The sequence below is a fragment of the Rhodococcus sp. 06-1460-1B genome, assembly GCF_002258475.1.
In the GTDB taxonomy this organism is placed as follows: Bacteria; Actinomycetota; Actinomycetes; order Mycobacteriales; family Mycobacteriaceae; genus Rhodococcoides; species Rhodococcoides fascians.
The window spans coordinates 251061-276412 of record NZ_NOYS01000025.1 but is presented as its reverse complement, the minus strand read 5'-3'; the positions used below and the strand labels follow the sequence as shown (position 1 = coordinate 276412).

At 65.4% G+C, this 25352-nt stretch carries 22 protein-coding genes and 1 rRNA gene; 15 read left to right on the top strand and 8 right to left on the bottom strand.

The genetic code is table 11. The features are described from left to right. Positions 1-185 precede the first annotated feature (185 nt). Positions 186-302, top strand: a 5S ribosomal RNA gene (gene rrf / locus CH268_RS14440). Between the two features lie 348 nt (positions 303-650). On the opposite strand, the gene CH268_RS14435 is transcribed toward rrf, so the two are convergent. After that, the gene (locus tag CH268_RS14435; protein ID WP_094664795.1) at positions 651-2240 is read right to left on the bottom strand and encodes an adenylate/guanylate cyclase domain-containing protein; all 1590 of its coding nucleotides are present in this window, start codon (positions 2238-2240) and stop codon (positions 651-653) included. Between the two features lie 42 nt (positions 2241-2282). On the opposite strand from CH268_RS14435, the gene nucS reads away from it, so the two are divergent. Both nucS and CH268_RS14425 read left to right on the top strand, forming a co-directional pair. After that, on the top strand, positions 2283-2954 hold the full coding sequence (nucS, locus tag CH268_RS14430; RefSeq protein WP_027497682.1) for an endonuclease NucS: 672 nt from the start codon (positions 2283-2285) through the stop codon (positions 2952-2954). A gap of 41 nt (positions 2955-2995) precedes the next feature. Continuing rightward, entirely contained in the window at positions 2996-3313 is a 318-nt protein-coding gene (locus tag CH268_RS14425) for an ATP/GTP-binding protein (protein ID WP_072692233.1), read from the top strand. 28 nt (positions 3314-3341) lie between these two features. On the opposite strand, the gene CH268_RS14420 is transcribed toward CH268_RS14425, so the two are convergent. Both CH268_RS14420 and mce read right to left on the bottom strand, forming a co-directional pair. Then, a complete protein-coding gene (locus CH268_RS14420) occupies positions 3342-4304 on the bottom strand; it encodes a hypothetical protein (protein ID WP_094664749.1) in 963 nt (320 codons plus the stop codon). A 59-nt stretch (positions 4305-4363) separates the two neighbouring features. Continuing rightward, positions 4364-4840, bottom strand: a complete 477-nt coding sequence (mce, locus tag CH268_RS14415; RefSeq protein ID WP_027497680.1) for a methylmalonyl-CoA epimerase — start codon at positions 4838-4840, stop codon at positions 4364-4366. Positions 4841-4952: 112 nt separating this feature from the next. Between mce and CH268_RS14410 the strand changes: the two genes are divergently transcribed. The 3 genes from CH268_RS14410 (at position 4953) to CH268_RS14400 (ending at position 7575) form a co-directional block, all read left to right on the top strand. After that, positions 4953-6143, top strand: coding sequence for an acetyl-CoA C-acetyltransferase (locus CH268_RS14410; RefSeq protein WP_094664747.1), 1191 nt, complete (start codon positions 4953-4955; stop codon positions 6141-6143). Between the two features lie 65 nt (positions 6144-6208). Continuing rightward, positions 6209-6580: a DUF3817 domain-containing protein gene (locus CH268_RS14405; RefSeq protein WP_176457953.1), complete on the top strand. Its 372-nt coding sequence runs from the start codon at positions 6209-6211 to the stop codon at positions 6578-6580. A gap of 47 nt (positions 6581-6627) precedes the next feature. Beyond that, complete coding sequence (locus CH268_RS14400) at positions 6628-7575, top strand: tetratricopeptide repeat protein (protein ID WP_255182397.1); 948 nt, start codon at positions 6628-6630, stop codon at positions 7573-7575. Between the two features lie 5 nt (positions 7576-7580). On the opposite strand, the gene CH268_RS14395 is transcribed toward CH268_RS14400, so the two are convergent. Genes CH268_RS14395 through CH268_RS14385 form a run of 3 tightly spaced genes read right to left on the bottom strand, consistent with a single transcriptional unit; the run spans position 7581 to position 13249 of the window. After that, positions 7581-9029, bottom strand: coding sequence for a metallopeptidase (locus tag CH268_RS14395; protein ID WP_094664743.1), 1449 nt, complete (start codon positions 9027-9029; stop codon positions 7581-7583). Beyond that, positions 9030-11231, bottom strand: a complete 2202-nt coding sequence (gene glgB / locus CH268_RS14390) for a 1,4-alpha-glucan branching protein GlgB (protein WP_032368540.1) — start codon at positions 11229-11231, stop codon at positions 9030-9032. Positions 11232-11242: 11 nt separating this feature from the next. Further along, the gene (locus CH268_RS14385; protein ID WP_094664741.1) at positions 11243-13249 is read right to left on the bottom strand and encodes a maltotransferase domain-containing protein; all 2007 of its coding nucleotides are present in this window, start codon (positions 13247-13249) and stop codon (positions 11243-11245) included. Positions 13250-13453: 204 nt separating this feature from the next. Here CH268_RS14385 and glgP point away from each other — a divergent pair, with 204 nt between their 5' ends. Then, a complete protein-coding gene (gene glgP / locus CH268_RS14380) occupies positions 13454-15991 on the top strand; it encodes an alpha-glucan family phosphorylase (RefSeq protein ID WP_094664739.1) in 2538 nt (845 codons plus the stop codon). Positions 15992-15998: 7 nt separating this feature from the next. On the opposite strand, the gene CH268_RS14375 is transcribed toward glgP, so the two are convergent. Both CH268_RS14375 and CH268_RS14370 read right to left on the bottom strand, forming a co-directional pair. Continuing rightward, the gene (locus CH268_RS14375) at positions 15999-18047 is read right to left on the bottom strand and encodes an ATP-dependent DNA helicase (RefSeq protein WP_048318529.1); all 2049 of its coding nucleotides are present in this window, start codon (positions 18045-18047) and stop codon (positions 15999-16001) included. Between the two features lie 49 nt (positions 18048-18096). Then, positions 18097-19353 carry a nicotinate phosphoribosyltransferase gene (locus tag CH268_RS14370; RefSeq protein ID WP_255182400.1) on the bottom strand — a complete coding sequence of 419 codons (1257 nt, stop codon included), beginning with the start codon at positions 19351-19353 and terminating at the stop codon, positions 18097-18099. Between the two features lie 150 nt (positions 19354-19503). On the opposite strand from CH268_RS14370, the gene clpS reads away from it, so the two are divergent. The 8 genes from clpS to CH268_RS14330 all read left to right on the top strand — a co-directional run bounded on the left by clpS (position 19504) and on the right by CH268_RS14330 (position 25351). Continuing rightward, on the top strand, positions 19504-19863 hold the full coding sequence (gene clpS / locus CH268_RS14365; protein WP_228139244.1) for an ATP-dependent Clp protease adapter ClpS: 360 nt from the start codon (positions 19504-19506) through the stop codon (positions 19861-19863). 44 nt (positions 19864-19907) lie between these two features. Continuing rightward, positions 19908-20477, top strand: coding sequence for an oxidative stress transcriptional regulator AosR (gene aosR / locus CH268_RS14360; RefSeq protein WP_094664735.1), 570 nt, complete (start codon positions 19908-19910; stop codon positions 20475-20477). A 9-nt stretch (positions 20478-20486) separates the two neighbouring features. After that, positions 20487-21572, top strand: a complete 1086-nt coding sequence (locus tag CH268_RS14355) for a P1 family peptidase (protein ID WP_048318531.1) — start codon at positions 20487-20489, stop codon at positions 21570-21572. Between the two features lie 100 nt (positions 21573-21672). Continuing rightward, complete coding sequence (locus CH268_RS14350; RefSeq protein WP_288124427.1) at positions 21673-22254, top strand: rhomboid family intramembrane serine protease; 582 nt, start codon at positions 21673-21675, stop codon at positions 22252-22254. Positions 22255-22366: 112 nt separating this feature from the next. Beyond that, a complete protein-coding gene (locus CH268_RS14345; protein ID WP_027497666.1) occupies positions 22367-23125 on the top strand; it encodes a cyclic nucleotide-degrading phosphodiesterase in 759 nt (252 codons plus the stop codon). A gap of 21 nt (positions 23126-23146) precedes the next feature. Further along, positions 23147-23932, top strand: a complete 786-nt coding sequence (gene rph / locus CH268_RS14340; protein WP_027497665.1) for a ribonuclease PH — start codon at positions 23147-23149, stop codon at positions 23930-23932. Then, entirely contained in the window at positions 23925-24539 is a 615-nt protein-coding gene (gene rdgB / locus CH268_RS14335; RefSeq protein WP_048318533.1) for an RdgB/HAM1 family non-canonical purine NTP pyrophosphatase, read from the top strand. The genes rph and rdgB overlap by 8 nt, the downstream gene beginning before the upstream one ends. Before the next feature lie 17 nt (positions 24540-24556). Further along, positions 24557-25351 (top strand): esterase/lipase family protein, encoded by a 795-nt coding sequence (locus CH268_RS14330; RefSeq protein ID WP_094664791.1) that lies wholly within the window; start codon positions 24557-24559, stop codon positions 25349-25351. Position 25352: the final 1 nt, after the last annotated feature.

Genomic DNA, 25352 nt, shown 5'->3' with positions numbered 1-25352 from the left:
TGGTACTAATAGGCCGAGGACTTACCACAAAGAAGCTACGCGTCCACTGTGCAATATCTGAAACAACACACGAGTTGTTTGATAACACAACCGAATACAGGTCCAAGAACGAAACACCAACTCCCGACAGTATGTGGGGGATGTGTTCTCCGACTGAGACCGCTCGTGACACTGTTTCGCAGAGTTACGGCGGCCATAGCGGAGGGGAAACGCCCGGTCCCATTCCGAACCCGGAAGCTAAGCCCTCCAGCGCCGATGGTACTGCACTCGACAGGGTGTGGGAGAGTAGGACACCGCCGAACACAACGTGAACCAAACAACCCCCGACCATCACGGTCGGGGGTTGTTTGCATTCGAAACCAACACCAACACAACAGTATTCACCGCTCGCGCTGCTGAACGCGCAGGCATCCACACGTGCACCCCCCAGTCCCATCACTCGCCATACGGACCCCCCGTCCCCTCGCCCCAGGGCCGCGAACGCGAGCGCACTCGCCACACGCGAGCAGAACAGCGACACCACACTGCACGCACCTGACAAACGCGCGCGCATTCGCGAGGGGAACCGAGGACAGGACGGCCGAGTCGTCAGTGATGAAAACGGCAGGGGCACAGTGCACTACACGTACTGAGCCCAGTGATCGGGTGGATCAGGCGTGAACGGATTCGGCCTCGTCTGCAGAGACCTTCACGTCCCTGGGGTTCGCCAGAACAGTCTCTGCGGATCGTCCGCGAAGGGTTACTCGATCACCGAATTCCCAGCGGTCCGCTTCGTTCTTGGCAGCACCGTCTACCGCTGTCTTGGAAGCGAGTATCGCACCGGGAGCGCTCTTGGCCAGTTCCGATAATCGCGCAGCCTCGTTGACCGGATCGCCGATGACGGTGTACTCGAATCGCGACTTTGCTCCCACATTGCCGGCAACGGCTCGGCCGGCAGCAACGCCGACGGCTGCGCTGCACTCGGGAACTTCGACCAGCAATCGGCGGGCAATGGCACGTGCGGCCGAGAGTGCTGATCCGCAGTGATCCGGAATGTCGTTCGGTGCTCCGAAGATGGCGAGCGCCGCGTCGCCCTCGAATTTGTTGATGAAGCCGCCGTGTTCGTCCACCTCGTCGACGACGACGGCGAAGAAGCGGTTGAGCAGGTCAACCACCTCGGTCGGTGGTCGTGATGCGGCCAGTTCGGTCGAGCCCACCAGGTCGATGAAAAACACGGCAATGTCGCGCTCTTGGCCGCCCAGTTCACTCTCGGACTGCAGTGCCTTCTCGGCTACCTCGTGTCCGACGTGTCGACCGAACAGGTCGCGGATCTTCTCTCGATCGCGCACACCGTCGGCCATGCGGTTGAAACCGCTCTGCAGTTCGCCGAGCTCGGTGCCGTCGTACACCGCGAGTCGGACATCCATGTTGCCCTTCTCGACTTCGGCCATGCCCGCCCGCACATTGTTGATGGGGGAGGTGGTCGCGAAACCGCCCAGGACGGTCAGGGCGAATCCGAAGACGATGGTGATGCCGCCGAGCGCGAGGATGGACACAGCGAGCTGGTTTGCACTGGTCTCGGGTCGAAGGAAGCGGAACACCGCGATCATCATCAGGCCGGAGACCGGAACGCCGGTTCCCAGCAACCACGACAGGATGGAACGCCCCATGACACCGGCGATCCGGATGCGCCGTGGGTCGCCCGCTTGCAGGGCGCGAGCCGCGATGGGGCGCAGAGCGAACTCACTGAGCAGGTAGCTGAAGGCGCACACGACCGTGCCGCCCGCGGCGATGGTGAACGCCACCTTCGGTATTGCCTGAGGGTCGATGATGCCGTCGATCGTGGTGAGCAGAATGAGTCCACCGGTCCACAGCGCAACCTGCATGCGCGTCAGGCGCCAGGGCATAGCCAGCGTCGCGACCTGCTCGGATCGGGTGGGTTCGCGATCCTCTATGCCCCACCGCAGACTGCTGAGCGCGCGTGTGGTGCCCCAGACGACACCGACCAGGAATGCCAGAAAGACGTACACCGGGACGACGATGAAGTTGACCCACCAGTAGTACTTCATGTCCAGAACGTCCGGGCCTGGAACGACCACACTGATCAGAACGCCGACGATCACCGCACCGATCAGGTTGGACAGGACCAGGAACACCGTCAGCAACAGCTGGATTCGGATCCGGCGTCGGCGTGGCGATTCGGTGGTGTCTCCAAGGAGCCGGGAACCCAGCGGAGCGGCAGATCGTCTGAATTGGGGCATGGTGGTCACAGAGTAACGGCCGTGCTGCCTTATGGTGGTCGAGTGCGTTTAGTTATTGCTCGTTGCCAAGTGGACTACATCGGCCGCCTCACCGCACATCTCCCTTCCGCTCGACGCCTGCTGCTCGTCAAGTCCGACGGATCGGTCAGTGTGCACGCGGACGACAGGGCGTACAAGCCCCTCAACTGGATGTCTCCGCCCTGTTGGATGGTCGAGACCACCGAGGACGAAACCATCAAATGGGTCGTCACCAACAAGGCGGGCGAAGAACTCCGCATCACGATCGACGACGTCGAACTCGATTCCAGTCATGAATTGGGGATCGATCCAGGGTTGGTCAAAGACGGTGTCGAGGCTCATCTGCAGGAGTTGCTCGCAGAACACGTCAACACCCTCGGTGAGGGGTACACCCTGGTGCGGCGTGAATACATGACGGCAATCGGGCCGGTGGATCTGTTGTGCCGCAACGCAGATGGTGGCACTGTCGCCGTCGAGATCAAGCGTCGCGGTGAAATCGACGGTGTGGAGCAGTTGACTCGGTACCTCGAACTGCTCAATCGTGACCCGTTGCTGGCACCGGTCAGCGGTGTGTTCGCCGCACAGGTCATCAAGCCGCAGGCGAAGACTCTGGCCACCGATCGCGGTATACGTTGTCTGACACTCGACTACGACGTTCTCCGCGGCACCGACAGCACCGAGTTCCGGCTCTTCTGACGTCTGTCTGTCGAAGCGGCGCGATTCTCTACACTGGATGCGTGCCTCGTCGCAATCAGCCCCGCAAAGCGAGTCGGAGTGGTCCGAGCAGTCTCGGCCCGGCTACCGATTCCGTCCTGGGCGGCAATCGCGTCGAGGTGGGTCCTGACGGGGACACGTACACGACGCGGATGATTCCCGGTGCCAAGGCCGTCAAGACCTACCGTTGCCCAGGCTGCGATCACGAGGTACGGCCAGGGGTCGCCCACATCGTGGCGTGGCCGTCGGACGACTTCGGGGGAGCCGACAACCGCAGACATTGGCACACCGGGTGTTGGAGCGGCAGAAACACGCGAGGCCTCACCCGTAGATGGTCCTAGCGGGGGAGGCCGAGCGTGTGCTGCGAAGTCAGAACGCCGAGTCGGCGGATTCCTTCTCTTCGTCGTTGTCCTTCTCGGCCTTCGCCGCAGCCTTCTCTTCTTCTTTCTTGAGGATGGCCGTCGGGTCGGGGTTGTCCAGCAACTCGCTTTCGCGGTTGACCGAGGCCAGCATGGCCGGTACCGAATCGAGCTGGCCCCGGATACCCAGTAGCTGAGCGAGGACGCGACTTCGCAGCACGCGCAGCTCCTCGGCCAATTCCTTCGAGTGCGCGATACGCCGCTCGGCCTGCTCGCTCGCGGACTGCAACCGGCGTGCGGCCTCGGTCGTCGCCTCTTCGATACGGCGAGCAGCATCGGCCTTGCTCGACGCTTCCAGTTCTTCGAGCGCGGTGAGCACCTTGGTGCGGCGCTCGGCCATCGTGATCTCGAAGTCTTCCTGAACTTCGGCGCGCTTGGCCTCGGACTCGGCAGCCAGCTTGTCGCGCTCTGCCTGTGCGGCCTCGACGACGCGCGCAGCCTCGGTGCGTGCCTGAGCCATGGTCTGCTCGTGCTCGGTTTCGAGTGCCGTGCGGCGCTCCTCGAGTTCTGCGACCAACGACTCGTGACGGCTTCGCAGGCGAGTGCTCTCCTGCTGCGCAACCGAGATCATCTCCTCGGACTCCGCGTGCGCCTTCGCGCGAACCTCGGAGGCCTCGTCGGACGCCAGTCGCAACATGCGGGAGATGCGATCGCTCATGCCTTCCGCGGTGGTCGGCGGCACCGAGAGACGGTCGATGTCCTTGCGCAGTTCGTCGATCTCGTCGCGAGCGTCGTCGAGTTGCTTGGCCAGATCACGCGCCTGTGCCGCGGCGGCATCACGGTCGGCCGTCGTCAGCCGTAATTCGGCGTCGAATCGCTCGAAGTAGTTGGTGACTTCGTCGCGATCGAACCCCTTCCGAACGATGGAAAAGGGAAGTTGCACCGTGGAAGTGCGTTCATGATCGATGGCCATGGCCGTCAATTTACCGGTGAGTCAAGTGGAGAGCCATACGGCGTAATCACCGAGTTCGGTCAGTGCGCGTTGTGGTTCGGTTCGACCAGTTCGATCAGTACTCCGCCTGCGTCCTTGGGGTGGACGAAGTTGATACGGGAATCGGCCGTACCGCGGCGAGGGGCGTCGTAGAGCAACCGAACGCCGCGGGCGCGCAACTCGGAGGAGATCTCCTCGATGTCGGTGACCCGATACGCCAACTGTTGGAGTCCGGGGCCGTTTCGGTCGATGAACTTCGCGATGGTCGAGGATTCGTCGATGGGCGCGAGCAACTGCAGTGCTGCCGACTTTTCGCCTGCCCCGGGGAACGAGAGCATCGCCTCGCGCACTCCCTGTTCTTCGTTGACTTCCTCGTGCACCGCAACCATCCCCAGGTGGTCGGTGTACCAGGCGATTGCGGCATCGAGATCGGGTACCGCGACACCGACGTGGTCGATAGCCGTCACCAGGTCGGAGCGGAGTGGGGCGCCCGTGTAAGACTGCGTGCTGGAGGTCATGGACAAGACGTTAGCGTCAGCTGCGTCACGGTGTTCCGCCAGGCTGGTATCGGTAGGGAGCCTGGCGAGCGTTGATCTCCACAAGGCCGTCTTCACACTTTCGGAGGAAATCGTGACCACAACAGTCATCGTCGCCGGTGCTCGTACGCCCGTCGGGCGCTTCTCGGGTGCGCTCAAGGACTTCTCGGGTTCCGACCTCGGCGGAATTGCCATCAAGGGCGCACTCGAGAAGGCCGGCGTCGCTCCGGATCAGGTCGACTACGTCATCATGGGCCAGGTCCTCACTGCGGGTGCCGGGCAGATCCCGGCCCGACAGGCCGCCGTCGCTGCAGGTATCCCGATGACCGTTCCGGCCCTGACGATCAACAAGGTGTGCCTCTCGGGCGTCGACGCGATCGCGCTGGCCGACCAGCTCATTCGCGCGGGGGAGTTCGAGATCGTCGTCGCCGGCGGCCAGGAATCGATGACCCAGGCACCGCACATGCTGGAGAAGTCGCGGGCGGGATTCAAGTACGGTGATGTCACCATGCGCGACCACCTCGCATACGACGGCTTGTACGACATCTTCACCGATCAGGCCATGGGTGCGCTCACCGAGCAGCGCAATCAGAGCTCGGAGGCGATCAGCCGTGAGGAGCAGGACACCTTTGCGGCCGGATCGCATCAGAGGGCTGCCGCGGCGTGGAAGAACGGGGTCTTCGACAACGAGGTAGTGCCCGTGTCGATTCCGCAGCGCAAGGGTGAGCCCATCCAGTTCACTGCCGACGAAGGAATCCGGGCCGACACCACGGTGGATTCCCTCGGCAAGCTTCGCCCCGCGTTCGACAAGGCGGGCACGGTCACTGCCGGATCCGCGTCGCAGATTTCCGACGGTGCCGCCGCCGTCGTCGTGATGAGCAAGGACAAGGCCGAGTCGCTCGGATTGACCTGGCTCGCCGAGATCGGCGCGCACGGTGTGGTGGCCGGCCCCGACTCCACCCTGCAGTCGCAGCCCGCTCGCGCCATCGCCAAGGCCTGCGCGAAGGAAGGCATCGACCCGAAGGACCTCGACGTCGTCGAGATCAACGAGGCGTTCGCAGCGGTCGGAATCGCGTCGACGCGTGAGCTCGGCATCGACCCGGAGATCGTCAACGTCAACGGCGGGGCGATTTCGATCGGTCATCCCCTCGGAATGTCGGGCGCTCGCATCGCACTGCACCTGGCTCTCGAGCTGCAGCGACGCGGTGGCGGAGTGGGCGCCGCAGCATTGTGCGGCGGCGGCGGACAGGGCGACGCGCTCATCGTTCGAGTCCCGAAAAGCTGAGTCGGTAGTGGCTCTGGTCCGATGAGACCAGAGCCACTACGTTCTGTCGTAGCAAACCGGGCACAATAGCGGGCATGACGAATTTCTTCGACCTGAGCAGCACGGCCAAACGCTTCCGTTTCATTGCCGTGCTCGAAGCGTTCACCTGGCTCGGACTACTGGTCGGCATGGCGTTCAAGTACCTGCCGGCCGACGGCAACGAGATCGGCGTGAAGATCTTCGGGCCCATCCACGGTGCGGTGTTCATCGTGTACCTTGCCGTTGCCGTTCTGACGGCCGTCAAGCTGAAGTGGGACGTCAAGGCCACGCTGCTGGCGCTGGTCGCGGCATTTCCGCCGTTCGGAACCGTGGTCTTCGAGATCTGGGCCGTGCGTACCGGACGCCTTGCCGAGCTGAGCAGTGGCCGACCCGCAGCCGACGCGAAGGTTCTGTCCTGACCGCCCGCCAGTGGATGACGCATCGCGTTAGTGACAAACTGTAGGGCGTGACTCGACCCGGTTCCCGTCCTCCCGTCCGCCCGTCGGCCGCCGTCCCCGCATCCATTGCCGGAGCCGTCGACCTGTCCGTTCTCAAGGACCGTCCGGCACCTGCTCCCGCGGCCGAAGCCAGTGGCGATGCGGGAGGGTTGGCTCCGATCGTCGACGTGACCACGGCCAACTTCGAAGCCGAGGTTCTGCAGCGATCGATGCAGGTACCGGTCATCGTCGACCTGGGATCGGCACGATCGCCGCAGTCCCAGGCGTTGACGCGTCAGCTCGGGCAACTTGCCGTCGAGGCCGGCGGCACGTGGATTCATGCCCGCGTCGATGTCGACTCCAATCCGCAGATCGCGCAGGCATTCGGCGTGCAGGCCATTCCCACGGTGGTTGCCGTCGCGGGTGGGCAGCCGCTCGCCGATTTCCAGGGCACGCAGTCCGACGAACAGCTGCGCCAGTGGCTGCAGGCCGTCGAGCAGGCAACCGCCGGAAAGCTGTCCGGTCCACCCGGGTCGGCTCCCGCCGCCGAGCCGGAACCCGAGGTCGAGGATCTGCGCATCGTCGCTGCGGAAGAGGCGATCGACGAGGGGGACTTCGACAAGGCAGCGGCGGCGTATCAGGCCATCATCGACGCCGAGCCGAAGAACACCGACGCCGTCGCCGCGCTGCGTCAGGTCAAGTTCCTGGCTCGGGTGCAGAACGTTGCACCCGATGCCGTCGAGGTGGCCGACGCCGATCCCAATAATGTCCAGGCCCGCATCGATGCGGCCGACGCGGAAATGGCCGGGCAGCAGCCGGAACAGGCTTTCGCACGGCTCATCGACGGAATCAAGATCAGTGCGGGCGACGACCGCACGGCCCTGCGTACCCGCCTACTGGAGCTGTTCGAGTTGTTCGACGCCGCCGATCCTCTGGTGGTCTCGGCACGTCGTAAACTCGCGTCCGCTCTGTACTGAATCCCTCAGCTGTAACGCGAATCGCACAGGGGCTTGCCGCCGAGAACTCCCGAGCGGAACGCGTCGACTCGGGAGAATCCGGACGGCAGCGTCGTTCCGTTGACGTCGCTGGCGGCCAATCCGTCGCTGAGTAAACCGGAGACGGCCTCGTCGAGATCGCCGGGAGAGAGCCGGATTTCGAGAGCGGCCTCGTTGGATTCGGCGCTCAACGCTGCGGTGATGACGCCGGACAGGCATGCGGATCGAAGTGCGGTCTGCGGGTCGTCGAGCGTCTGGCCCGCTTCCTTCTGTACTGCGAGGGTGTAGCGAGACGCGAACAGTACGTACGCGCTGTAGTCACCGGATACGTTGAGCGGCAGGATGTCTCCGCGCTGAGGTGTCTCGGGTTGTCCGCGCTGGGCCAGGTCCTCCACATCGACACCGATGGTGTTGCTCGACGGGCAGTACGACACCGGAGAGGTCGCCTCGGCGTCCGTGCACCCGGTGTCCGATCCCGAGTAGTCGACGGTCGGCGGATCTGCGACGGGAAGCGCCGTCTCGAACGATCGCGTGAATGCGCCCAGGGAGTCCTCGGTGACCGGTAGCTCACCGGAATCGTCGGCGCTGTCGAACTTCTGCGGCAACGACGCTCGGCGTGAATCGATTTCGGCCTCGTCGATGCGTGTGCAGGCAGCTGCACCGTCGGTGAACCCGATCTGCACGGCAGTCACTCGCTCGAATGCAGACCCGTGTACCGATTCGGGATCGTTGGGGTCCACGTCGCGCACCGCGACAGTCGCAGCGAGAACACCGTTGAGCCCATCCGAGGTGTTGATGGTGAAGTGCTGCGAATCGCCCTCTGCGACATGGCGGATGAATGCGCCGGCGAAACAGTCGGCTTGCTGCTCGGCCACGATGGTCGGGGTGTCGTCGCCGACGAGTCCCGACTGATGCTGGATCGCGTGGCCGTATTCGTGCGCGATCACCATGACCACCGACATCGGCCCGAACGCGTCGACCAACGCCGGAAGCAGAATGGTGCGGTCCCACCCGATCGAGTCGTCGCGGGTGCAGTACGCGGCATTGGGGACTCCACCGGTTCTGTCTCCACAGAACCGGATGCCGGATCCCTCGTCCTCCGACGCATCCCACGAGGTCAATGTCGAGACCGGCGTGAACGAGCCCCTGAACAGGGCCGGATACTGCTCGGCCCAGAACTGCTGGATGTCGTCGATCGCGTTGGTAGCCAGGATGTCCGAGTCGGTGCCTTCGGCGTTCTCGACGGCGATGGTCGAATCCGGTACTCCCGGACGCGGTCCGCTCGGTCCGCTGGTGACCGGAAGGCCGGCGACCGTGAACGGATTCTCGTAAATCGACACTGCATTACCGCCGACGGTGGCGGCGCACGATGTCAACAGTAGTAACCCTGCAGTGGCGGCCGCAGCCAGAAGTCGTGGTCTGCGGCCGCCGGTCATCTACTGCTCCAATTTGATCCAGATCGCCCCGTTGGCGGGAAGTGCAACCTGGCCTGATGCCGGTCGACCGTGCCACGAGTGCGATGTTGCCGTCACTTCACCCAGGTTGCCCATTCCGGAGCCGCCGTACTCCGTTGCATCGGTGTTGAGGATCTCGATCCAACGGCCTGGTTCCGGTAGTCCCACACGATAGCTGCCGTGCTCGGAACCGGAGAAGTTGAAAATACACGCGACAACCGAACCGTCGGAGCCGTACCTCAGAAAGCTGAGCACGTTGTTCTCGGTGTCGTTGGCGTCGATCCACGAGTAGCCACTGGGCGAGGTGTCCAGCGTCCACAGTGCCGGATGCGACCGGTACGTCGAGTTCAGATCTGCGACAAGCGATTTCACGCCTCGGTGCAACGGCTCCTCGTCGATCTGGTACCAGTCCAGGCCTCGCTCCTCGGACCATTCGCGAGTCTGACCGAACTCCTGGCCCATGAACAGCAACTGCTTGCCCGGATGTGCCCACATGTAGGCGAGCATTCCGCGCAGACCTGCGGCCTTGGCGTAGTCGTCCCCGGGCATGCGGGTCCACAGCGTGCCCTTGCCGTGCACCACCTCGTCGTGGCTGATGGGCAGCAGGTAGTTCTCGCTCCACGCGTAGACGAGTGAGAACGTGATCTCGTGGTGGTGGTAGCTGCGGTGGATGGGATCGCGCCCGACGAAGCCGAGGGTGTCGTGCATCCACCCCATGTTCCACTTCATGTTGAACCCGAGCCCGCCGACGTTCGTCGGGCGAGTGACGCCCGGCCAGGCGGTCGACTCCTCGGCGACGGTGACGACTCCGCGGTGCTTCTTGTGCACCGTGGCGTTCATCTCCTGCAGGAAGGACACCGCTTCCAGGTTTTCCCGGCCACCGTAGATGTTGGGCGACCAGCCGCCCTCGGGACGCGAGTAGTCCAGGTACAGCATCGAGGCGACGGCGTCGACGCGCAGTCCGTCGATGTGGAATTCGTCGATCCAGTAGAGCGCGTTCGCGACCAGGAAGTTGCGGACCTCGCGTCGGCCGAAGTCGAAAACCAGTGTGCCCCAGTCGAGTTGTTCGCCTCGCTGCGGGTCTCCGTGCTCGTAGAGCGGCCCACCGTCGAAGCGGGCGAGGGCCCATTCGTCCTTGGGGAAGTGGGCGGGGACCCAGTCGACGATGACGCCGATGCCGGCGCTGTGCAGGTGATCGACGAAGAACCGGAAGTCGTCCGGACTGCCGAACCTGGACGTCGGTGCGTAGTAGGACGTCACCTGGTAGCCCCAGGATCCGCCGAAGGGGTGCTCGGCGACGGGGAGCAACTCCACGTGCGTGAAGCCGGTCTCGATGATGTACTCGGCCAGTTGCTCGGCCAGCTCCCGGTAACCCAGGCCCGGTCGCCACGACGCCAGATGGATCTCGTAGACGCTCATCGGAGCCTGCGTGGGTTCGATGCCGGCTCGGGTGTCGAGCCACTTCTCGTCGTTCCAGGTGTACGTCGACGCGGTCACGACCGACGCGGTGGACGGCGGAACCTCGGTGGCAAAGGCCATCGGGTCGGCCTTGTCCTTCACCGAACCGTCGGAGCCGTGGACGCGGAACTTGTACAGGGCACCGGGCTCGATGTTCGGGACGAACAGCTCCCAGACTCCGGTGGAGCCGAGGACGCGCATCGGCCAACTACGGCCGGTCCACCCGTCGAAGTCGCCCACCAGCGTGACGCCCTGGGCGGCAGGGGCCCACACCGCGAACGAGGTGCCGGTGACGGGACCATCGGGAGTGGCGTACGACTGCTGGTGCGCTCCGAGGATGTCCCACAGACGCTCGTGGCGACCTTCGCCGAACAGGTGCAGGTCGAGTTCACCGAGGGTCGGTAGGAACCGGTACCCGTCGGCAGATTCGGACACGTGCCCACCTGGCCAGGTGACCACGAGCCGGTAATCGATCAGGTCCTCGACCGGCACCAGCGCAGAGAAGAGGCCGTGGGCGACGTGGGTCAACTCGTGGTCGACGCCTCCGACGCGCGCGATCACTTTCTCCGCGTCGGGCTTCAGCGCACGAATCGCTGTTCCGCCCGGCACGGGGTGCGCGCCGAGCACGGAGTGCGGGTTGTAGTGCCGACCAGCGGCGAGGAGATCGAGGTCGTTGTCGGACGGGGCTGCGACGGTGTCTTCGGGCGTCGTCGGATTCTTGGTCACGTTGAATCCACTCACTTTCGGTTGCCGCGGTAGGCCAGTTCGATTCGTGCCGGATAGGGAATGTGGGGGAGCGTGAATATGTGCGCCACCGAGGTCCAGGGCTCGAGTCGGACGAAGTTGGTGTGGCCCCAGTCGTAATGGATGCCGCTCACCTCGTCCTTGATCGTCAGGGTGTCCTGCCAGTCGTGACCGAGCGCGGGCATGTCCAGATGGACGGTGCCCTCCTCGGCTCCGAACGGGTTGAGGTTGATGACCACCAACACCGAGTCGCCGGTCTGCGGATCGAACTTGGAGTATCCGATCAGCGCTTCGTTGTCGATCGTGTGGAAATGGATGTTGCGCAGTTGTTGCAGGGCCGGATGCGCACGGCGGATGGAATTGAGGGTGGTGATCCACGGCTCCAGCGATTCACCGCGGGCGAGCGCACCCTCGAAGTCGCGCGGTCGCAACTGGTACTTCTCGGAGTCCAGATACTCTTCGCTGCCCTCGCGCACGGCCTGATGTTCGTACAGTTCGTACCCGGAGTACACGCCCCACGTCGGAGCCAGGGTGGCGGCCAGAGCTGCTCGCAGAGCGAACATTCCGGGTCCTCCGTGTTGCAGGCTCTCGTGCAGGATGTCCGGGGTGTTGACGAACAGGTTCGGCCGCGCGTCGTCGGCGCGTCGGGCATGCTCCTCGGCGAACTCGGTCAGCTCCCACTTCGCGGTACGCCACGTGAAGTACGTGTACGACTGAGTGAACCCACGTTGCGCGAGACCGTACATGCGCACCGGCCGGGTGAACGCCTCGGCCAGGAACAGCACGTCCGGATCGGTCTTCTTGACCTCGGCGATGAGCCACTCCCAGAAGTCCGGTGGCTTGGTGTGTGGATTGTCGACTCGGAAGATCTTGACACCCAACGAGATCCAGTATCGGACCACGCGTAGCACTTCCTCGTAAATGCCACGACGGTCGTTGTCGAAGTTGATCGGGTAGATGTCCTGGTACTTTTTCGGCGGATTCTCGGCGTAGGCGATCGTGCCGTCCGGCAACACCGTGAACCACTCGGAATGTGTTGCGGCCCATGGATGATCCGGAGCGGCCTGCAGGGCGAGGTCGAGCGCCACTTCGAGCCCGTGCTCTCGCGAGGCGTCGACGAACGCACGGAAATCGTCCTCGGTCCCCAGCTCGGGATGGATCGCGTCGTGCCCGCCGCCCTTGGATCCGATCGCCCACGGCGAACCGACGTCCTCGGGGCCCGGAGTCAACGTGTTGTTCGGGCCCTTGCGGTTGATCGTGCCGATCGGGTGGATCGGAGGCAGGTAGACGATGTCGAAGCCCATGCGCGCGATGCGCGGCAACTGCTCGATGGATGTCGCGAACGTGCCGTGCCGCGGTGATCCGTCCTCGTTCCACCCGCCCGTGGAGCGCGGGAAGAACTCGTACCAGGCACCGTTGAGGGCCAGGTTTCGGTCGACCCACACGTTCACTGCCCGCGATCTGGTCACCAGCTCGCGCAGCGGGTGCTGGAACAGCAGTTCGGTGACCGACGATGCGAACGCCGAAGACACGCGCGCGGGCAGCGGGCGGTCGGTGTCGCGCAGGCCGGCGGCGACGTCGGCGAGCAGCTGCCTGCTCTCCGCAGGAACGCCGGTGGCAGCGCGGAGGAACAGGCGCGCCCCGATCTCGAGGTCATTGGCGAGTTCGTGGGCGCTCTGGCCCACTCCGAGCTTCGCCTCGACGGCGTGGCGCCAGGTGCTGATCGGATCGCTCCACGCCTCGATGCGGCAGATCCAGTAGCCGGGCCGGGATGGGACGAACACCGCGTCGAACGTGTCCGGCTCGTGGCCGGGCGTCATCGGGATGCGTTCGAGCTTGCCTCCCGGTCCACGCACCGACAGCGTCGCGGCCACTGCGTCGTGACCCTCGCGCCAGACGTCGGCGGAAACTGGAAACGTCTCGCCCACCACCGCTTTCGCGGGGTATTTCCCGGTCGTCGTATCTGGAAGGACATTGTCGATACCAAGTCGACCTGTCACTTCACACTCCATTCTTCGTTAGAGGTATGGCTGCGCGGGCGCAACCTCTGATCGAACCGATATTTGGTGTGCTTCTACTCGTCAACCGTAGTGCAGCAGCGCAGATGGCGCGTGCGCCGACGCATACTGACCGCGACGGGCGCACGAGGAAATTTTCGCCGAGCGCCCCATCGACACAGGTATCCGTGGGTAGGGTTCGGCTCTGTGAAAGCCTTGCGTCGATTCACCGTCCGAGCCCACCTTCCCGCCCGTCTGAATGCCCTCGCCGAGCTGTCGACAAACCTCAGGTGGTCGTGGCATTCGGCCACGCAGGATCTCTTCGAGCACATCGATCCTCTGCTGTGGACCGAACTCGAACGCGATCCGGTGGCCGTGCTCGGTGCCGTCGCACCCGGCCGGCTCGAAAAACTCGCCGAAGACGCATCGTTCCTGGCCGAACTGGACGCCGCCGAGGCGGATCTACACGACTACCTCGCCCGACCCCTCTGGTACCAGAACGAGCTCGGCGAGGGGCGAGCTCTGCCGTCGGGCATCGGTTATTTCTCGATGGAGTTCGGAGTCACCGAGGTGCTGCCGAACTACTCGGGTGGGCTCGGCATTCTGGCCGGCGACCACCTCAAGGCGGCGTCGGATCTCGGTCTACCGCTGATCGGCGTCGGACTGCTCTACCGCTCGGGGTACTTCCGGCAATCGCTGACGGCCGACGGCTGGCAGGCCGAGCGTTACCCGTCCCTGGACCCGCACGGTCTGCCGCTACGACTGCTCACCGACGACAACGACTCACCGGTGTTGATACACGTGTCGATGCCGGGGTCGCGCGTGCTGCGGGCCCGCGTGTGGATCGCTCAGGTGGGACGCGTTCCGCTGCTGCTGCTCGATTCCGACATCGCCGACAACGATCCCGAGCTCAGAGGAGTCACCGACCGCCTGTACGGAGGCGATCAGGACCACCGCATCAAGCAGGAGATCCTCGCCGGTATCGGCGGAGTACGCGCGATCAGGGCCTACACGCGCGCGCACGGTCTGCCCGATCCCGAGGTGTTCCACATGAACGAGGGCCACGCCGGCTTCCTCGGGGTCGAACGCATCCGTGAACTCGTCACCGGTAGCGGGTTGGATTTCGATTCGGCGTTGGCCGCCGTCCGGGCGGGCACGGTGTTCACCACCCACACCCCGGTGCCTGCCGGCATCGACAGGTTCCCCGCCGATCTGGTGCGGCACTATTTCGGCGGTAGCGACGGTGCACCGGACTCGGCCCTGTTGCCGGGATTGCCGATGAGCCGAATTCTGGCGCTGGGCGGCGAGAGTGATCCGTCGGTGTTCAACATGGCGCACATGGGTCTTCGCTTGGGCCAGCGCGCCAACGGAGTGTCGAAGCTGCACGGGATCGTCAGCCGCGAGATGTTCAATGGCCTGTGGCAAGGATTCGACGCGTCGGAGGTGCCGATCGGATCGGTGACGAACGGTGTCCACGCGCCGACGTGGGCGGCGCGGGAATGGGCCGAGGGGGAGGCCGAGACAGGTGGGCCGTTGTCCTCGGAGCAGGTGTGGTCCACTCGAAACGCGTTGCGCGCGCAGTTGGTGGACGAGGTGCGCCGAAGGGTGCGGCGTTCGGCACTGGAGCGAGGGTCGACCGAGGCCGAGATAAGTTGGACTGCAAATGTTTTCGACCCCGACGTGTTGACCGTCGGCTTTGCTCGACGCGTACCGACGTACAAGCGTCTGACGCTCATGCTGCGCGAACCCGAGCGATTGCGGGCGATGTTGCTCGATCCCGTCCGCCCGGTTCAGCTGGTGGTAGCCGGAAAATCGCACCCGGCCGACGACGGAGGAAAGGCGCTCATTCAGCAGATCGTCAAGTTCGCCGACGAGGCCGATGTGCGACACCGCATCGTGTTCCTACCCGACTACGACATGTCCATGGCGCGCTTTCTGTACTGGGGATGCGATGTGTGGCTGAACAATCCGTTGCGACCCCTCGAGGCCTGCGGTACGTCCGGAATGAAGTCGGCGCTCAACGGCGGCCTCAACCTGTCGATTCGCGACGGATGGTGGGACGAGATGTACGACGGCGAAAACGGGTGGGCGATCCCGACGGCCGACGGCATCACCGACGACAATCGCCGCGACGATCTGGAAGCCGCTGCCCTCTACGAATTGCTCGAGCAGGCGGTGCTGCCGAAATTCTACGATCGCGGGGAGGACGGTGTGCCGGCTCGCTGGATCGAGATGGTGCGGCACACACTGGAACAGCTGGGACCGAAAGTGTTGGCATCGCGCATGGTTCAGGACTACACGCTCGGCTACTACGCGCCCGCTGCGCACTCCGCACGCGCGGTGTCGGCCGATGGCTACCACGGCGCGAAGGACGTCGCGTCGTATCGCGGCCGCGTCGAGCAGGCGTGGCGCAACGTGAAGGTCACCCGAGTCGACAGCGAGGGGTTGCCGGACACCCCCGTCATCGGTGCCGAACTGTCGCTGCGCGCCATCGTCGACCTCGGCGGTATGGAACCGGGTGCCGTCGTGGTGCAGGCCGTGGTGGGACGCGTCGACGAGGGCGAGGACCTCAGCGACATTCGCACCACCGAGATGTCGCACGTGGGCAGTGAGGGCGGCGAGCACGTGTATGCGGGCGAGACGCGACTGCCGCACAGTGGAGCGGTGGGCTACACGGTGCGGGTGTTGCCGCGGCACCACGGGCTTGCCTCTGATGCCGAGCTCGGTCTGGTGTCGACGCCGTAGGGAGCAGCTACTTTCCGGCCAGGCGGGTGAGCGCCTTGCGGACCACCTCCGGGTCGGAGGTCTCCCAGAACGGCGGTAAGGACGCGCGCAGATAGCCGCCGTACCGGGCGGTCGCCAGGCGCGAATCGAGCACGGCGACAACACCTTTGTCGTCGACGCTACGGAGCAGTCGACCGACGCCCTGCGCCAGTAGCAGGGCAGCGTGGTTGGCGGCGACGGCGAGAAAGCCGTTGCCGCCACGTGATTCGACGGCCTGCTGCCGAGCCACCAGTAGCGGATCGTCGGGCCGGGGGAACGGAATGCGGTCCAGGATCACCAGGCTCAGCGACGGACCGGGCACGTCGACGCCCTGCCACAGCGACAGCGTCCCGAACAGTGAAGTGGCCTCGTCGTCGGCGAACTTCTGCACCAGTGCGCCGGTGGAATCGTCACCCTGACACAGGATCGGGGTGTCGAGTCGTTCGCGCATCTCCTCTGCCGCGGCCTTGGCGGCGCGCATCGACGAGAACAGCCCGAGCGTCCGACCACCGGCTGCCTCGACGAGCGATTCGATCTCGTCAAGCGAGGACTTGGACAGGCCGTCGCGTCCGGGCGGAGACAGATGTTTGGCGATGTACATGATGCCGGCGCGAGCGTGATCGAACGGCGAGCCCACGTCCAACGAATTCCAGCGAATGGATCCGTTGTCCGAGGGTGGTTCCACTCCCGACGCCATGGCTGTGTCACTGCGGGAGGGCTTCTCTGCGGGCAGGCCCCAGTTGACGGCCAGGCCGTCGAAGGATCCGCCGACGGTGAGCGTCGCCGAGGTCAGCACCACGGTGGATTCGGCGAACAACCGTGCCCGCAGCAGCCCGCCCACCGAGAGCGGAGCAATGCGAACGGTGCGTTTGACGTTTCCTCGGAAATCGTCGACGGCGTGCCAGACGACGTCCTTGCGCTTGGCCGGGTCGGGCTCGTCGAAGGCAGTGAGCACTCGTACGGCGCTGTCGTGCACCTCGTCGACTGCCACGAGTGCTGCGCTGCGGGCCGCGGCGGCCTCGGGATCACTGCCCGCCATGCCCTGTTTGTTCGGGCCGATCGCGGTGCGCACGGCCCAGGCGGCGTCGCGGACGGACGCCAGGGCCGGTCCGACGCCGTCGGGAAGGGACTGCCATCGACCGGGCGGTAGTTCGTCCAGAATCGCGGCCCAGTTCTCGGCAGCTCCTTCGAGCTGATCGACGGTCTCTTCTTCGATGAGCTTGGCGCTACGGCGTGCGGCCGCGGTGACGGTGGCGGCCGAAAGCTCCTCTGTGGCAACGCCGGTCACTCGGTCGACCAATTCGTGGGCCTCGTCGACGACCACGACGTCGTGCTCGGGCAGGATCTGAATTCCGGTGATCGCGTCGATGGCGAGCAGCGCGTGGTTGGTCACGACCACGTCGACCTGTGCGGCCTCGGTGCGGGCGCGCTCGGCGAAGCAGTCCTCGCCGACGGGGCACCGCGATTTTCCGAGGCACTCGCGAGCGGTGACGCTGACCTGACGCCACGCCTGGTCGCTCACGCCGGGCACCACGTCGTCGCGATCGCCCGTTTCGGTCTCCGAGGACCACTTGGTCAGCCGGACCACTTCGCGGCCCATCCGCGAGACGGCGAACGGGTCGAACAACTCCGCGTCCGGTGTTTCCTGTGCGGCACCGGTGTGAATCTTGTTCATGCACAAATAATTGTTGCGGCCCTTGAGGATCGCGAACTTCGGACGCCGACCCACAGCTTCGGTCAGTGCGTCGGACAGACGTGGAAGGTCGCGGTCGACCAACTGTCGCTGCAGCGCGATCGTGGCCGTCGAGACGATGACGGTCTTCCCCGATTCGACCGCATGCCTGATGCTGGGCACGAGATACGCGAGGGACTTGCCGGTGCCCGTGCCCGCCTGCACCGCGAGATGTTCACCGGTGTCGATCGAATGCGCCACGGCAGAGGCCATCGTCAGCTGATTGCTGCGTTCCTTGCCACCGAGCGAGTGCACCGCAACCTGCAGGAGAGCGGGAACGGTGGGCAACTCGGTCTTCGACGGCACCGAAGCAGACTACTGCCGATCGCCCACCGGGTTCGGCACCGACACCGCCCTAGCCCAGGGCGAACCGGGTCGGTATCGCCGGTTCGCCCTGGGACAGGGCGAGCCCCTCCCACGGCAGGCTGACCAGGCGTCGCGCGAGGAGGTCCCGGGCTTCGGCGAGAGTCGGTAGATCGGCGACGCGCCGGCCGCCACGCATCAGCGGCGTGGTCAACGTCTCCACCGTCAGACCGTCTTCGACCGTCGGGGCGGCGTCGAACGGGTGCACTATTTCCTCGACAGCCGTACCGGTCCCACGCGCGGTCCGCAGCGCTGCCTTGGTACCCCCGCGCGATTCCTTGTGACTGCTGCGCTTGGCGACGGGTATGCCGTCCACGGTGACCAGCTTGTAGACCATTCCTGCCGTCGGCGCGCCCGAACCGGTGACCAGCGACGTGCCGACGCCGTACGAATCGACGGGTTCGGCGCGCAGCGCGGCGATCGCGTACTCGTCGAGGTCTCCGGAGACGACGATCCGCGTGTTCGGCGCACCGAGGGCGTTCAATTGGGCGCGGACCTGACGGGCGAGGACACCGAGGTCGCCGGAGTCGATGCGGACACCACCGAGCTCCGGACCGGCCACCTCGATCGCGTTGGCCACGCCCTGCTTGATGTCGTAGGTATCGACCAGCAGTGTCGTTCCCACCCCGAGCGCTCGGACCTGAGCGGCAAAAGCGGCCTTCTCGTCGGGGCCGTCGGCGGTGGTGTGCAGCAGCGTGAACGAGTGGGCCGACGTGCCTGCTCCGGGGACGCCGTGGCGTCGGACTGCTTCGAGGTTGGAGGTCGCGGTGAAGCCGGCCAAGTAGGCCGCGCGCGATGCCGCGACCGCCGCCTCCTCGTGGGTGCGCCGCGATCCCATTTCGATGATCGGCCTGGCCTCGGCGGAGGCGACCATGCGCGCTGCCGCAGAGGCGATTGCGCTGTCGTGATTGAGAATCGACAGCACCACGGTTTCCAGGACCACGCACTCGGCGAACGTGCCGCGGACCGTCAGGACGGGGGAGCCGGGAAAGTACAGCTCGCCCTCGCGGTAGCCGTCGATGTCGCCGGTGAAGCGGTAGTTGCTCAGCCACTCGACGGTGTCGGCGTCGAGAAACTTCGACACGACACGCAGCTCGTCCGGGCCGAATCGGAAGCGATCGACGGCGTCGAGAATGCGCTCGGTGCCGGCCACGACGCCGTATCGGCGGCCGCCGGGAAGCCTGCGGGCGAAGACCTCGAAACTGCACGGTCTGTCTGCATAGCCGCTGGCCAGGGCCGCGGACAGCATCGTGTACTCGTACTGGTCGGTCAGCAGTGCAGTGCTGGCTCCGTCGCTGGAAAGCGTGTGATCGGTGGTCGCGTCATTGCTCACCTCGATCACACTACGAGCGCAGGGGCGAACGTGTGGGGTCGGCCCGACACGCCGTACCCTGTTGCCATGCCTTGGTTGACGGTGGATGGATCGCTTCTGCCCGTGGACGGCTTCTCGGCACTCGAAGTCGCGGCGGCGTCGCCGCAGGCGGTGCCGGCCGAAACCGAGGCCGTTGCTGCCGACGAAGCGCACGACACTCCGTGGGTCACCATCGTGTGGGACGACCCGGTCAACTTGATGCACTACGTCACCTACGTGTTCCAGAAGCTCTTCGGCTACAGCAAGGCCAAGGCCACCGAGTTGATGATGCAGGTGCACTCCGAGGGCAAGGCGGTCGTGTCGAGCGGCGAGCGCGATGCGATGGAGAACGACGTCAAAAGGCTGCACGCGGCGGGCCTGTGGGCCACCATGCAGCAGGACAAGTAGTCAGCAGTTCGCCACCTCTACGTCAGAGAAGGACACCACCGACAGTGCGCACGTGGACGAGACGGAATTCGTTGTCCGGGGTCAAGATCAAGTCCGAGATCGACGCTCGTGAGGCGGCGGTGCTCAAGTCCCTGGTCGCATCCGTTCTCGGCCTGCTACGCGATCGTTCCGCCGCGGCACCCACCGACGAGCTCGCTACGCTGACCGGGCTGCGTACCGGCCACAACAGCCCGCCGGACGATGCAGCGCTGGCCCGGTTGCTGCCGGACTTCCACCGCGCCGATCCCGAACACGACGATCAGGATCCGGCCGATCTGAACGGTGCCCTCCGCGGGTTGCACGAGCCCGAGATCATCGACGAGAAGTTGGCTGCCGGGGCAGTGATCCTCGCAACCCTGCCCGATTCCGGCGGAAAGATCGTGCTCACCCAGGAACAGGCCGACGCGTGGTTGACGGGTCTCAACGACGTGAGGCTGGCGCTCGGGACCACACTGGGTATCAGTGCGGACACTCCTGACGTACTCGACGAGGGCGATCCTCGTGCTCCCCATCTGGACGTGTACCACTGGTTGACCTGGATGCAGGATTCCCTCGTCCAGGTCCTCGTTCCCTAGGGTGCCGACGTGACCGCAGCCTTCTCGAAACCCGGCCCCCGGGACTGCTTGACCGATGTGGCAGGTCTGTTGGTCGGCCATCATCACGAACTCGACGACGACGCCGCGATGGGGTCCGGTTCGGCCACCGGCTGCACTGTGGTGCGCTTCCTCGGTGGGGCGACGGCGGCCGTCGACGTGCGAGGCGGCGGACCGGGAACGCGCGAGACCGATCTGCTCGATCCGAGCCATTCCGTTCAGCAGGTCGACGCGATCCTGTTGACCGCGGGCAGTGCGTACGGGCTTGCGGCCGCCGACGGCGTCATGCGGTGGCTCGAAGAGCACGAACAAGGCATCCCGATGGGCAGTCCGGCTCACGTCGTGCCGATCGTGCCGGCTGCGGTGATCTTCGACCTTCCGGTCGGCGACTGGGCCGCGCGCCCCACCGCGGAGTTCGGCTACCGTGCTGCGGCCACGGCAGCGACCGAGTTCGCGACGGGATCGGTCGGGGCGGGAGTCGGTGCTCGCGCCGGCGTGCTCAAAGGTGGGGTGGGCACCGCGAGCACGGTGATCGAGGGCGGTCCGGCCGACGGAGTGACGGTCGCAGCTCTGATGGTCGTCAACCCTGTGGGCGCGGTGTTCGATCCGCGCACCGGGTTGTTGTGGGGCACCGGCACACTGGGGCCCGCGGACTTCGGCATGCGCAATCCCGACGTCGACGAGGTGCGGACCGCGGCGGCGCTCGAACCCAAGGCCACTGCTCTGAACACCACGATCGGCGTGGTTGCGACGGATGCGCCGCTGTCGTCGGCGTCGTGCAAGCGAATAGCCGTCGCGGGTCACGACGGACTCGCGCGGGCCATCAGACCTGCGCACTCGCCACTCGACGGCGACACCGTCTTCGCCGTGTCCACGGGCACCAGGGCCGTCACCGCCGAGTCCTCTGTGCCCGCAGCATTCTCCCCGGAACTACCGGTGTTGGCGGCGGTCACCGAAGCCGCGGCGATCGTCGTCGAGCGAGCCATCGTCCGGGCCCTGCTCGACGCCACGTCGGTGGCCGGCATCCCCACCTATCGTCAGATCTTCCCCTCCGCATTCACGGCGTCGCGTCTCTGACCGGCAGGTAGCCGCTACCGGTACCGTGGAGAGACCGAGGTTGGAGGCGATCATGAGTGAGACCGGCAAGCTTCCCGGTGAGCGAGTGCGGCCCGCGTGGATGCAGGCAGCCGTCTTCGTCGGAGGATTCGTGGCGCTGCTGTGGATCATCGAGATCATCGACGTCGCGAGCGGTTCACGGCTCGAGCAGAACGGTATCGAGCCTCGTTCCGCCGACGGCTTGTGGGGCATCCTGTTCGCGCCCGTGCTGCACGACGACTGGCAGCACCTGATCGCCAACACGGTTCCCCTGATCGTGCTCGGTTTCCTGGTGTTGCTCTCGGGCATCGCGCGTGGTCTGGCTGCCACCGGGATCGTCTGGGTGATCGGCGGCGTCGGTACCTGGCTCACGGCCGGCACCTACAGCAACACGATCGGCGCGTCGATTCTGATCTTCGGCTTCATCACGTACCTGCTCGTTCGTGGATTCTTCACTCGACAACTCGGCCAGCTCGCGATCGGGGTCGTGGTGTTCGTGCTGTACGGCAGCGCGCTGTGGGGCGTGCTGCCGAGCGATCCGAACATCTCCTGGCAGGGCCATCTGTTCGGCGCAGTGGGTGGGGTCGTCGCAGCTCGGCTGCTGTCCGCCGACGCCCGGGCCGACAGAGCGCGCGCCAGAGCACTCGATCGTCCCACTCCGTAGGCGGTAGGTAACCGCGAGCACAGCTGTGTTCGGGCGTGAAATTCGCCGACTCGCGCGGTCAATACTGCCCGAACGTTTCGAGTGACGCGCTCGGCGTGGCAGCATGGCTTACATGCGAATTACCGTCCTGGGATGTTCGGGCAGTGTGTCCGGACCCGATTCACCCGCGTCGGGTTACCTCCTGGAAGAAGAGGAGACCGCGCCGGTCGTTCTCGATTTCGGGCCCGGCGTCCTCGGGGCGTTGCAGCGTTATGTCGATCCGGGTGACGTGAGCGTTCTGCTTTCGCATCTGCACGCCGATCACTGCCTCGATGTTCCCGGTCTGCTCGTGTGGCGTCGCTACCATCCGAACCCGCCGGAAGGGCGCGCGATCGTCTACGGACCGAAGGACACTGCGTTTCGGCTCGGAGTGGCGTCGGCCGAGTGCGGCGGTCAGATCGACGACATGTCCGACACCATCGATCTACGCCGCTGGGTGGACGGCCGGACCATCGAATTCGGACAGCTGTCGATTCTGACCCGGCAGGTGTTCCATCCCCCGGAGTCGTACGGCATGCGGGTCACCACCGGCGGCGGAAAGACATTCGCGTACAGCGGCGACACCGGTATGTGCCAGGCGGTGCAGGATCTGGCTCAGGGTGCCGATGTCTTTCTCTGCGAGGCGTCGTGGACCGACAGCCCGGATCGGCCCGAGGGCGTCCACCTGTCCGGTATCGAGGCCGGTCGCATCGCTCGGGAAGCCGGAGTGGGGGAGCTGCTGCTCACCCACATTCCGCCCTGGACGTCTCGCGAGGATGTCATAGCCGAGGCGAAGGCAGAGTTCAGCGGACCGGTGCATGCCGTCGAGCCAGGGGACGCCTTCACCGTATGACGACGCGCTAGGCTTCGAGTCGTGTCCAGACGAGAAGACGGCAGAGCGGACGACGAGCTCCGCACCATCAAGATCACCCGCGGATTCACCACTCACCCGGCAGGGTCGGTGCTGGTCGAATTCGGCAACACCAGGGTGATGTGCACGGCCAGCGTCGAGGAGGGCGTACCGCGCTGGCGGAAGGGATCCGGCCTGGGCTGGCTCACCGCCGAGTACGCAATGCTTCCCGCTGCTACCCACACGCGCAACGGACGCGAGTCCGTCAAGGGCAAGGTCGGCGGACGCACTCAGGAGATCTCCCGACTGGTCGGACGCTCACTGCGCGCGTGCATCGATCTGGCAGCGATCGGCGAGAACACGATCGCCCTCGACTGCGACGTGTTGCAGGCCGACGGCGGCACCCGTACTGCTGCCGTGACCGGGGCGTTCGTGGCTCTCAGCGACGCCGTCACCTACCTACGAGCAGCTGGACGCCTGGCCGACCCGCAGCCGATCTCGTGCATGATCGCCGCGGTCAGTGTCGGCGTCGTCGACGGCCGGGTGCGTCTCGACCTTCCGTACGAAGAGGATTCGCGAGCCGAGGTCGACATGAACGTCGTTGCGACCGACACCGGAACTCTGGTCGAGATTCAGGGAACCGGCGAAGGCGCGACCTTCCCGCGCACTACCCTCGACAAGCTCCTCGATTCTGCGTTCGTCGGCATCGACAAGCTGTTCGAGGTGCAGAGGGAGGCGCTGGCGTTGCCGTACCCGGGGGATCTGCCCGAGCCTGCCACCGCAGAAACGAAGAAGAAGTTCGGTGCCTGACACCAAGCTGCTGGTAGCCAGTCGTAACGCGAAGAAGCTGCGAGAACTGCGACGGGTACTCGACGCCGCCGGCCTCGTGGGTATCGAGTTGGTCGGTCTCGACGAGGTGCCGCCGTTTCCCGAGGCACCCGAAACCGGAGCGACGTTCGAGGACAACGCGGCGGCCAAAGCGCGCGACGGTGCGGCGGCAACCGGATTGCCCTGCGTCGCCGATGATTCCGGGATCGAAATCGACGCATTGAACGGAATGCCCGGGGTGCTCTCCGCGCGCTGGTCCGGAACTCACGGGCAGGACGAGGCCAACACGGCGCTCGTGCTGGCGCAGCTGAGCGATACCCCCGACGAACGGCGCGGGGCTGCTTTCGTATCGGCGTGTGCGTTGGCGGTCCCGGGCGGAGCCGAGACCGTCGTTCGAGGTGAGTGGCGCGGCGTTGTTGCGCGAGAGCCGTTGGGCGACAACGGTTTCGGATACGATCCGATCTTCGTGCCGGAGGGGGACGGCCGCAGTGCCGCGCAGTTGGCTCCGGACGAAAAGGACGCGGCCTCTCATCGCGGCCGCGCGCTGCGCAAGCTGGTTCCTGCTCTCGAAGCGTTGACGGGGCGATAGTCGTGGCGGCGCGGGCAATGTTGACGAGAACCACGGTCGTGCTCGCTGCCGCTGCCCTGTGCCTGCTCGGCACCCCTGCTTCGGCAGCGCCGGTCGCGGGATCGTTCGCCGAGGCCTTGGTCTACTCGGTGGCTCATCCCGGTGCGACGCCGGCGGGCGCGAACGATTACTCGTGCGTTCCCAGCGCTCGACATCCCGAACCGGTCATCTTGGTGCACGGTTTTTTGGAGAACTCCTACGCGAACTGGTCGTCGCTGTCACCGGCCCTGGTCGACGCCGGATACTGCGTGTTCGCACTCGACTACGGCAACACCGGGCCGGTGCCTGCGTTGGGAGCGCTGGGAACGATTCCCGAGAGTGCCGCGGAATTGTCCACGTTCGTCGATTCCGTGCTCGCGGCGACGGGTGCGCAGAAGGTGTCAATCGTGGGCCACTCGAAGGGCGGCACGGTGCCGCGCTACTACGCCCGCTTTCTCGGCGGTGATCGCACCGTCTCGCGCATAGTGGCGCTGTCTCCGCCGAACTATCCGACCGCCGGTCCGCCGGTGCAGGACGACCTGCTCGAGCGGTTGAACGAGGGCAGCGACACGGTCGCGGGGATCGATTACACGACGATCGTGACCCGATACGACCAGGTTGTCGTTCCGTACACGGCGTCGCTCCTTACCGGAGCGGGAAATACGAACGTGGTGCTGCAGGACGTATGCCCCGGCAATGTCGTCGAACACACAGGAATCTCGTACGATCCGCTGGCGCAGCGGCTGGTGGAAAACGCGCTGGATCCGGAGAACGCACAGCCGATCACCTGCTGAC